General features: G+C 59.5%; 8 protein-coding genes. 6 read left to right on the plus strand and 2 right to left on the minus strand.

Features of this window, described 5'->3' with window-relative positions:
• The first annotated feature begins 116 nt into the window (after positions 1-116).
• The 3 genes from KYK14_RS20990 (at position 117) to KYK14_RS21000 (ending at position 2624) form a co-directional block, all read left to right on the plus strand.
• Positions 117-1169 (plus strand): ABC transporter permease, encoded by a 1053-nt coding sequence (locus tag KYK14_RS20990; RefSeq protein ID WP_219161642.1) that lies wholly within the window; start codon positions 117-119, stop codon positions 1167-1169.
• A gap of 170 nt (positions 1170-1339) precedes the next feature.
• Positions 1340-1861, plus strand: a complete 522-nt coding sequence (locus KYK14_RS20995) for a shikimate kinase (RefSeq protein WP_219161643.1) — start codon at positions 1340-1342, stop codon at positions 1859-1861.
• 82 nt (positions 1862-1943) lie between these two features.
• Positions 1944-2624, plus strand: coding sequence for a sterol desaturase family protein (locus KYK14_RS21000; RefSeq protein ID WP_185281740.1), 681 nt, complete (start codon positions 1944-1946; stop codon positions 2622-2624).
• Between the two features lie 153 nt (positions 2625-2777).
• Here KYK14_RS21000 and KYK14_RS21005 read toward each other — a convergent pair whose 3' ends face one another.
• Positions 2778-2948, minus strand: a complete 171-nt coding sequence (locus KYK14_RS21005; RefSeq protein ID WP_185281741.1) for a hypothetical protein — start codon at positions 2946-2948, stop codon at positions 2778-2780.
• Between the two features lie 211 nt (positions 2949-3159).
• Between KYK14_RS21005 and KYK14_RS21010 the strand changes: the two genes are divergently transcribed.
• Positions 3160-3735: an RNA polymerase sigma-70 factor gene (locus KYK14_RS21010; RefSeq protein ID WP_219161644.1), complete on the plus strand. Its 576-nt coding sequence runs from the start codon at positions 3160-3162 to the stop codon at positions 3733-3735.
• Between the two features lie 97 nt (positions 3736-3832).
• Here the strand turns inward: KYK14_RS21010 and KYK14_RS21015 are convergent, their stop codons facing one another.
• The gene (locus tag KYK14_RS21015; protein WP_219161645.1) at positions 3833-4282 is read right to left on the minus strand and encodes a GNAT family N-acetyltransferase; all 450 of its coding nucleotides are present in this window, start codon (positions 4280-4282) and stop codon (positions 3833-3835) included.
• A 336-nt stretch (positions 4283-4618) separates the two neighbouring features.
• Here KYK14_RS21015 and KYK14_RS21020 point away from each other — a divergent pair, with 336 nt between their 5' ends.
• Positions 4619-5632, plus strand: coding sequence for a FecR family protein (locus KYK14_RS21020; RefSeq protein ID WP_219161646.1), 1014 nt, complete (start codon positions 4619-4621; stop codon positions 5630-5632).
• 131 nt (positions 5633-5763) lie between these two features.
• The coding region (locus tag KYK14_RS21025; protein WP_219161647.1) for a DUF4974 domain-containing protein at positions 5764-6529 on the plus strand (766 nt) is incomplete at its 3' end.

Genomic DNA, 6529 nt, shown 5'->3' on the forward strand with positions numbered 1-6529 from the left:
CGAAGGACCTTCTCACGTGAGAACGAGTCGTTGATACGTCTATCGTTCTCACGTGAGAAGGTCCTTCGCGCTGCTCAGGATGACAGTTACGAAAACCGAATACCACTGAAAACCGAATGCTTTCCTTTTTACTTAGTCGGCTGGGCCAGGGTGTGTTGGTGTTGATTGGGGTGGCCGTGACGGTGTTTTTCCTGTTCAATGTGCTGCCCGGCGACCCGGTGGCCCTACTGGCCGGCCAGCGCTCCGACCCGGCTACCCGCGCCGCCATCAGCGCCGACCTGGGCCTCGACAAGCCCCTACCCGCCCAGCTGCTGGGCTACCTCAACGATGCCTCGCCCCTAGGCATCCACGCCCGCGACTCGGTGGCAGTGGCGCGCTATGGGGGGGTTACGCTGCTGCCGCTGGGTGGCAAGGCGCTGGTGCTGAAAGCGCCTTACCTGCGTCGCTCTTTTCAGAGCAATAAAGACGTGCTCAGTATTTTGCTCGACCACTTTACGGGCACCTTGTGGCTGGCGCTGGCCGCTATGCTGCTGGCGGCGGTGCTGGGCATCCTGTTCGGCATTCTGGCGGCGCTCCGGCCTCACTCCTGGCTCGACCGCACCCTGATTACCACCTCGGTGCTAGGTATCTCGGTGCCGTCGTTTGTGGCGGGCATCCTCATTGCCATGACGTTCGGATTCTACTGGAGCCACTGGACCGGCCTCAACCTCACCGGCCAGCTCTACGAAACCGACCCGTTTACGGGCAACCATCTGGTACTGCGCAACTTGCTCCTGCCCGCTTTTGCGCTGGGCATCCGGCCGCTGGCCATTATCACCCAGCTCACGCGCTCGTCTATGCTGGACGTGCTGGGGCAGGACTACATCCGCACGGCGCGAGCCAAAGGCCTGTCGTCTTACCATACGGTGGTAGGACACGCTCTCAAAAATGCTCTGAATCCGGTGGTAACGGCTGTATCGGGCTGGCTGGCATCGCTGATGGCGGGGGCATTCTTTATTGAGTATATCTTCAATTGGAAAGGACTGGGTACCATTACATTACGCGCCGTCGAAAACCTGGATTTCCCCGTTGTGATGGGAGCTACCTTGTTTATCGCCTTTCTGTTTGTGGCCATTAATATTGTGGTCGACATGCTGTATGCCGTGTTGGACCCGCGGGTGAAGTTGTGAGTTTGTGCATAAGAAGAAACGTGTCATCCTGAGCGCAGCGAAGGACCTTCTCAGTTGTGAACGACAGGCGTAACAACGACTCGTTCACAACTGAGAAGGTCCTTCGCTGCGCTCAGGATGACAGCTATATTGACCACTCACAATTTCACCACTCACCATCTCATCACTTCATGCGACTTTATTTAATTGGAATGCCGGGGGCGGGCAAAACGACCCTGGGGCGGGCGCTGGCCGTGGCTTATGAAGTGCCTTTTGTTGATCTGGACGAGGAAATTGTACGCCACGAGGGGCGCACCGTCGTTGATATTTTTCAGAATGAGGGCGAGGCGTATTTCCGTGAGCGGGAGGCGGCTGTGCTGCGCCTGGTGCTGAAACGCTACCCGCGCCTAGTGCTGGCTACTGGCGGCGGCACGCCCTGCTTCCACAACAGCCTCGATCTGCTGCTCGAAACCGGCCTGACGCTCTACCTGGCCGTGTCTACCACCGAGCTGCTGCGCCGGGTAATGCGTGCGGCGGCTACCCGCCCCCTACTGGCCCCCGCCCGCGACGAAGCCGCCCTACTACTGCGCCTGGACGAAACCTTACGCGCCCGCCAAGAGTTTTACGAGCGCGCACCCCTGCGCTGCTCACCTCCGGCCTGCACATTACCCGCTGTGCGTGAACTCATTGACCGTTTCCGTACCACGGCATAGGTAGCAGCGTTGGGACTGGGCAGGCATGGCGTTTGCGTCAGGCTGCGTACTTTTGACCTTGAATTCAGACGATTATTCTGTTATGAACGCTACATCCTCCCCCCAACCCGAGGTACAAGCTGCCCCCGCGAAGAAGCCTGTTGCAGCTGTGAAGCCGAAAGCCAAAGGCTCGGCGCAGTTGTTTCAGAACCCCGTGTTGGAGCGCCTCACGCACACGCACATAGCAGGGCCTCTCAGCATTTTTTTCGCGGTAGCGGCAGTTAGCCTGTATTACAGCCTAAGCCGGGGGTTGCTCACAGGGCTGTCGGCGTTTGGGTTGTTTTTGGGCGGGTGGTTGCTGTTTACGCTGGCCGAGTACCTGGTGCATCGCTACGTGTACCACATCGAGCCCTCTACCCCCGGCCGGGCCAAGTTTCAGTATACCATGCACGGCGTGCACCACGAATACCCCAAAGACAAGACCCGCCTGGCCATGCCGCCTATCTTGACGGTATTTGTGGCCTCGCTGCTATTCTTTATTTTCCGCTTCACGTTTGGCAACGCGGGCTTCGGTATTCTGGCGGGCTTTGTGTTTGGCTACGCGCTCTATTTGTTTGTGCATTATGCCATTCACATGTATGCGCCGCCCAAGAACTTCTTGAAGTTCTGGTGGCACCACCATGCCATGCACCATTACCGGCAAGAGGATGAGGCGTTTGGGGTGAGTACTACCCTATGGGACCACATCATCGGCACTATGCCCTCGCGTCAGCCGAAGAAGTAGCTATTCTTCTTTCTTAAATAGAATGCAAGCCCAACTCATACGAGTTGGGCTTTTCGTTTATTCCAGATATGGAAAGCAGTCTAAAATAAGATCTGCTTTATTAAAAAAGGCACCTACTAGGTGCCTTTTGTCTGTATAGAAACCTATGGTATGCTAACCGCGCATCCGGCGTACAATCCACCATAGGAGTAGTACTACCAGGAAAATACCCACAACGGCCGTCCAGGCACCTGCTTTGAAGATACCGGCAATGGCATCGCAGCTGCTGACCGAAAACATGAGCACAAACAGAAAAAACGGAAGGAAAAAACGGTAGTTTTTCATGACAATATAGGGGGAGAGAGTGAGAGAGCACCTAGCCGACCTACAAGGTCAGGGCTGTTTGTTGATACTGACTTGACCGCGAAAAGGTTGGCGTTCGGCCCAGGCGTGAGCACCACGCCCCAGCCTCACTACCCTGCCCGGGTTCTTCATATTGAGGTAATGAAAGCATAATGTAGTCGTATAGTGCCGACTGGTAGCTTTGCCTACCGGTATGACCTACGCAACCAGTTCTTCCGATCAGCAGCTACTAGCCGCGCTGGCCCTCGGCAACGAGGCCGCTTTCGACGCGCTGTTTGCTCGCCACTACGCCGGCTTGCTGCGCTACGCTATCAGCCTGCTTCCCTACCCCACCGATGCCGCCGAAGACGTGACGGCCGACGTGTTTTGCACCCTCTGGACCAATCGTGCCCAGCTTGCGGTGCAGGGCTCGGTGGCTGCCTACCTCTACACTGCTGTGCGGCACCGCAGCTTCGACCGGCTGCGCCAACAGCGCCGCACTGCCCAGGAAATCACTGTCATTGACGAGCTGCCGCCGCACCAGCCCGAGGCCGCCTACCTGCGCCCCGACGAGCAGCTGGCCTACCAAGAGCTGCATCAGCGCCTACACCAGCTCATCGGGCAGCTGCCAGCCCGTACCCACCAGGTGTTTCAGCTCCACCGCGATGCAGGCCTGACATACGAGGAAATTGCCGACCTGCTGGATATTTCCCTGAACTCGGTGAAAACCCACATGTTCCGCGCCTTGCGTTTTCTGAAAGAAGCGCTTCACGTATCGGGGGTGCGGTGAACCCGGCTCCCAGGGTTGAACCCCTGGGCTATGCAGCGCTTTCTGTACCAACCCCCAACTTCGTAGCCCAGAGGTTCAACCCTAGGAACCAGAAGGGCTACAGCGCCTTTTCCATGCATACGCTGTTCTCTACCCCAATATACTGCCCATAGTTGGGGATACGTTGGTAGCCGCTTTTCTCGTACAGCCGGATAGCCTCGGGTTGCTTGAGGCCAGTCTCAAGCACACAGCCGTGGTAACCCAGCTCATCGGCCCACGCTTCTAGCGCGGCCAGCACGGCCGGGGCCACGCCCTGCCCGCGATGGGCAGGCTGCACATACATCCGCTTGATTTCCACCTGCTTTTCTGCATACGGCTTGAACGCACCGCAACCTACAGGCTCATCGTCGAGGTAGGCCACCACGGCGTGGCGGATGGTGTCAATCTTATTGAACTGGGCGTAGAAGGCGTGGTCGGCGCCGTCGCGCACGGCGAGGTCATGGTCGAGGAGCTGCACGAGGGCGCAGAAATCGGGATGGTCGGAGGTGGTGCGAATGAGACGGAGCATGGAGCAGATAGTTTAGAAGTTGTTTGAGTTAGTTAAAAGGCTCGCCAGAACGGTGTAGAGACGCATACTTGCGTCTCGTCGCTTGTGCCGTCAGACCGCATTTCGTTCAACGATAAGACGCAAGTATGCGTCTCTACACCGTTCTGGCGAGCCTTTTAACTAACTCAAACAGGAGCTTTTTAGTGATGTGCCGGGGAGACGAGGTACCCAGACACCACGTTACGGCAATATTACGGTTGTTACGATTCAGTTAAGCCTGCTTTTGCTTGTCACGAGCCGGACGGGGGCGGACGTCTATACAGACGAGCAGCAGCGCAACCAGCCGCTCGGCACCCGTTGAAACCAGAAGAATCCTACCTGCTCATTACCCGCTACCTGGCTCGCCAAACCTCAGCCGAGGAAAACGAGCGGCTGGCAACCTGGGTGGCCGCCTCAGTTGAAAACGAGCAGACCTTCGAGCAGCTTAAAACCGTGTGGCAGCACAGCGCCACGCCTACCGCCGCCCCCGAAACGGCCGCCGCGCTGCGCCGCCTGAAAGCCCGGCCGGAGCTGAGTGGTCATGCGCCCGCGTCGCCAGTGCCCCTACCCCAGCTGCGCCCCAAAGCTACCCGGCGCTACCGGGTGGCGCTGTGTCTGCTGCTGGTAGTGGCGTTGGCAGTCAGCGGCCTACTTTTCCACGCGCCTACCCCCGCCACCTATCGCCTGGCCCGCACCGCGGCCGGCCAGCAGCGCACCCTGCGCCTACCCGATGGCTCCCGCGTAACGCTGGCTCCGCAAAGCCAACTGCGCTACCCTACCCGGTTTGCGGCCACCAGCCGCGAGGTGTACCTGGAAGGCGAGGCCTTTTTTGAAGTCAGCAAGAACCCGCACCGGCCGTTTCGGGTGCACAGCGGCAGCTGGGTGACGCGGGTGCTGGGCACCACCTTCAATGTGAGTGCGGTGCCGGGTGCCGGGCACATGGCCGTGTCGTTGGTGGAGGGTAGGGTGGACGTGCTGGATCAGCAGACCACCTACCGCTTGCGGCCCGGCCAGCAATTGCTCGCCGACCACCGCACGGGGCGCGTGTACCGGCAGCCGTTCAGTGCGGCCCGCGTGACGGGCTGGCGACAGCGCCAACTGATTTTTCAGAATGAAAAGCTGGCCGATGTGGCCGATCAGATTGAGCGGCTCTATGGCGTGAAGCTGGTGTTTGCCGACACGGCGACGGCCAACGTGCGCCTCTGGGCCACCTTCCGCAACGAGCCCCTACCCCAAGTGCTGGCTGCCTTGCAGCAGGCTGGCCCCATCGCCTACCGTCGCGAGGGCCAGACCATCTACCTCAGTACCAACACCGAACTGCCTGATAAATAACACATTCCTCTTGGAGAAGGCAGCGGGCGGCAACCCGCTGTCTTCCGCAGAAAGGCCTGCCACCGGCAAATGGCCGACCGCTTAGAGAGCTTTCAAATCCTGTGTCATTCAAAACGCTCACGTACAAGTTTATGAAAAAAACGAGGTACTCGAAACGAACCGGCAACTGGTGCCCTACCCTGCTGGGCCTGGGCCTTACGGTGCTGAGCGCCACGGCTGCCCCCGCCGCCACGCCAGACCAAGCCACGCGCCCCAGCGCCGTGCCGTGTGCGGTGCAGGTGCAGCAGCAACCGTTGAGCGAGGTGCTGACCAGCATTGAACGGCAAACCGGCTACCGCTTTCTGTTTGCGGGCCAGGGGCAGTTACTGAGTCGCAGAATCAGCGTGCAGGCACCGCACAGCAACCTGGAGGCGGTGCTGAACCAAGTATCGGCGCAGGCGGGCGTGCAGTTTGAGGTGCAGGACAAGCGCATCGTGCTGAAAGCCAACCGCACGGCCGCGCCCAAACCCGTGAGCGGCCGCGTGCTGGATGCGCAGGGCCAGGGCCTGCCGGGCGTGTCTATTCGCATCAAAGACACCAACACCGGCACCGTGACCGACGCCGAGGGCCGCTACCAACTGAGCGCCGAGCCGGGCAGTGTGTTGATTTTCAGCTTTATCGGCTACACTACCCAGGAGACGAAGGTGGAAGCTAAGGCCACCTACGATGTGGTCCTGCGCGAGGACGCGACCAGTTTAGATGAGGTAGTGGTGACGGCCTTGGGCATTCAGCGCGAGGAGAAAGCGCTGGGCTACGCCGTCACGAAGCTCGACAACGAGGCGCTGACGGAGGCCAAATCCAATAACTGGACCGATGCGCTGTCGGGCAAGGTGGCGGGGCTGAACCTAGTGCGCTCGG

Source organism: Hymenobacter profundi, from assembly GCF_019334315.1.
GTDB classification, from domain to species: domain Bacteria; phylum Bacteroidota; class Bacteroidia; order Cytophagales; family Hymenobacteraceae; genus Hymenobacter; species Hymenobacter profundi.

What these genes read in the sequence shown, in the direction of transcription:
- KYK14_RS21015 (WP_219161645.1), bottom strand. Translation starts at nt 4,282, where the DNA reads ATGCTCCGTCTCATTCGCACCACCTCCGACCATCCCGATTTCTGCGCC.
- KYK14_RS20990 (WP_219161642.1), top strand. Translation starts at nt 117, where the DNA reads ATGCTTTCCTTTTTACTTAGTCGGCTGGGCCAGGGTGTGTTGGTGTTG.
- KYK14_RS21005 (WP_185281741.1), bottom strand. Translation starts at nt 2,948, where the DNA reads ATGAAAAACTACCGTTTTTTCCTTCCGTTTTTTCTGTTTGTGCTCATG.
- KYK14_RS21010 (WP_219161644.1), top strand. Translation starts at nt 3,160, where the DNA reads ATGACCTACGCAACCAGTTCTTCCGATCAGCAGCTACTAGCCGCGCTG.
- KYK14_RS20995 (WP_219161643.1), top strand. Translation starts at nt 1,340, where the DNA reads ATGCGACTTTATTTAATTGGAATGCCGGGGGCGGGCAAAACGACCCTG.
- KYK14_RS21000 (WP_185281740.1), top strand. Translation starts at nt 1,944, where the DNA reads ATGAACGCTACATCCTCCCCCCAACCCGAGGTACAAGCTGCCCCCGCG.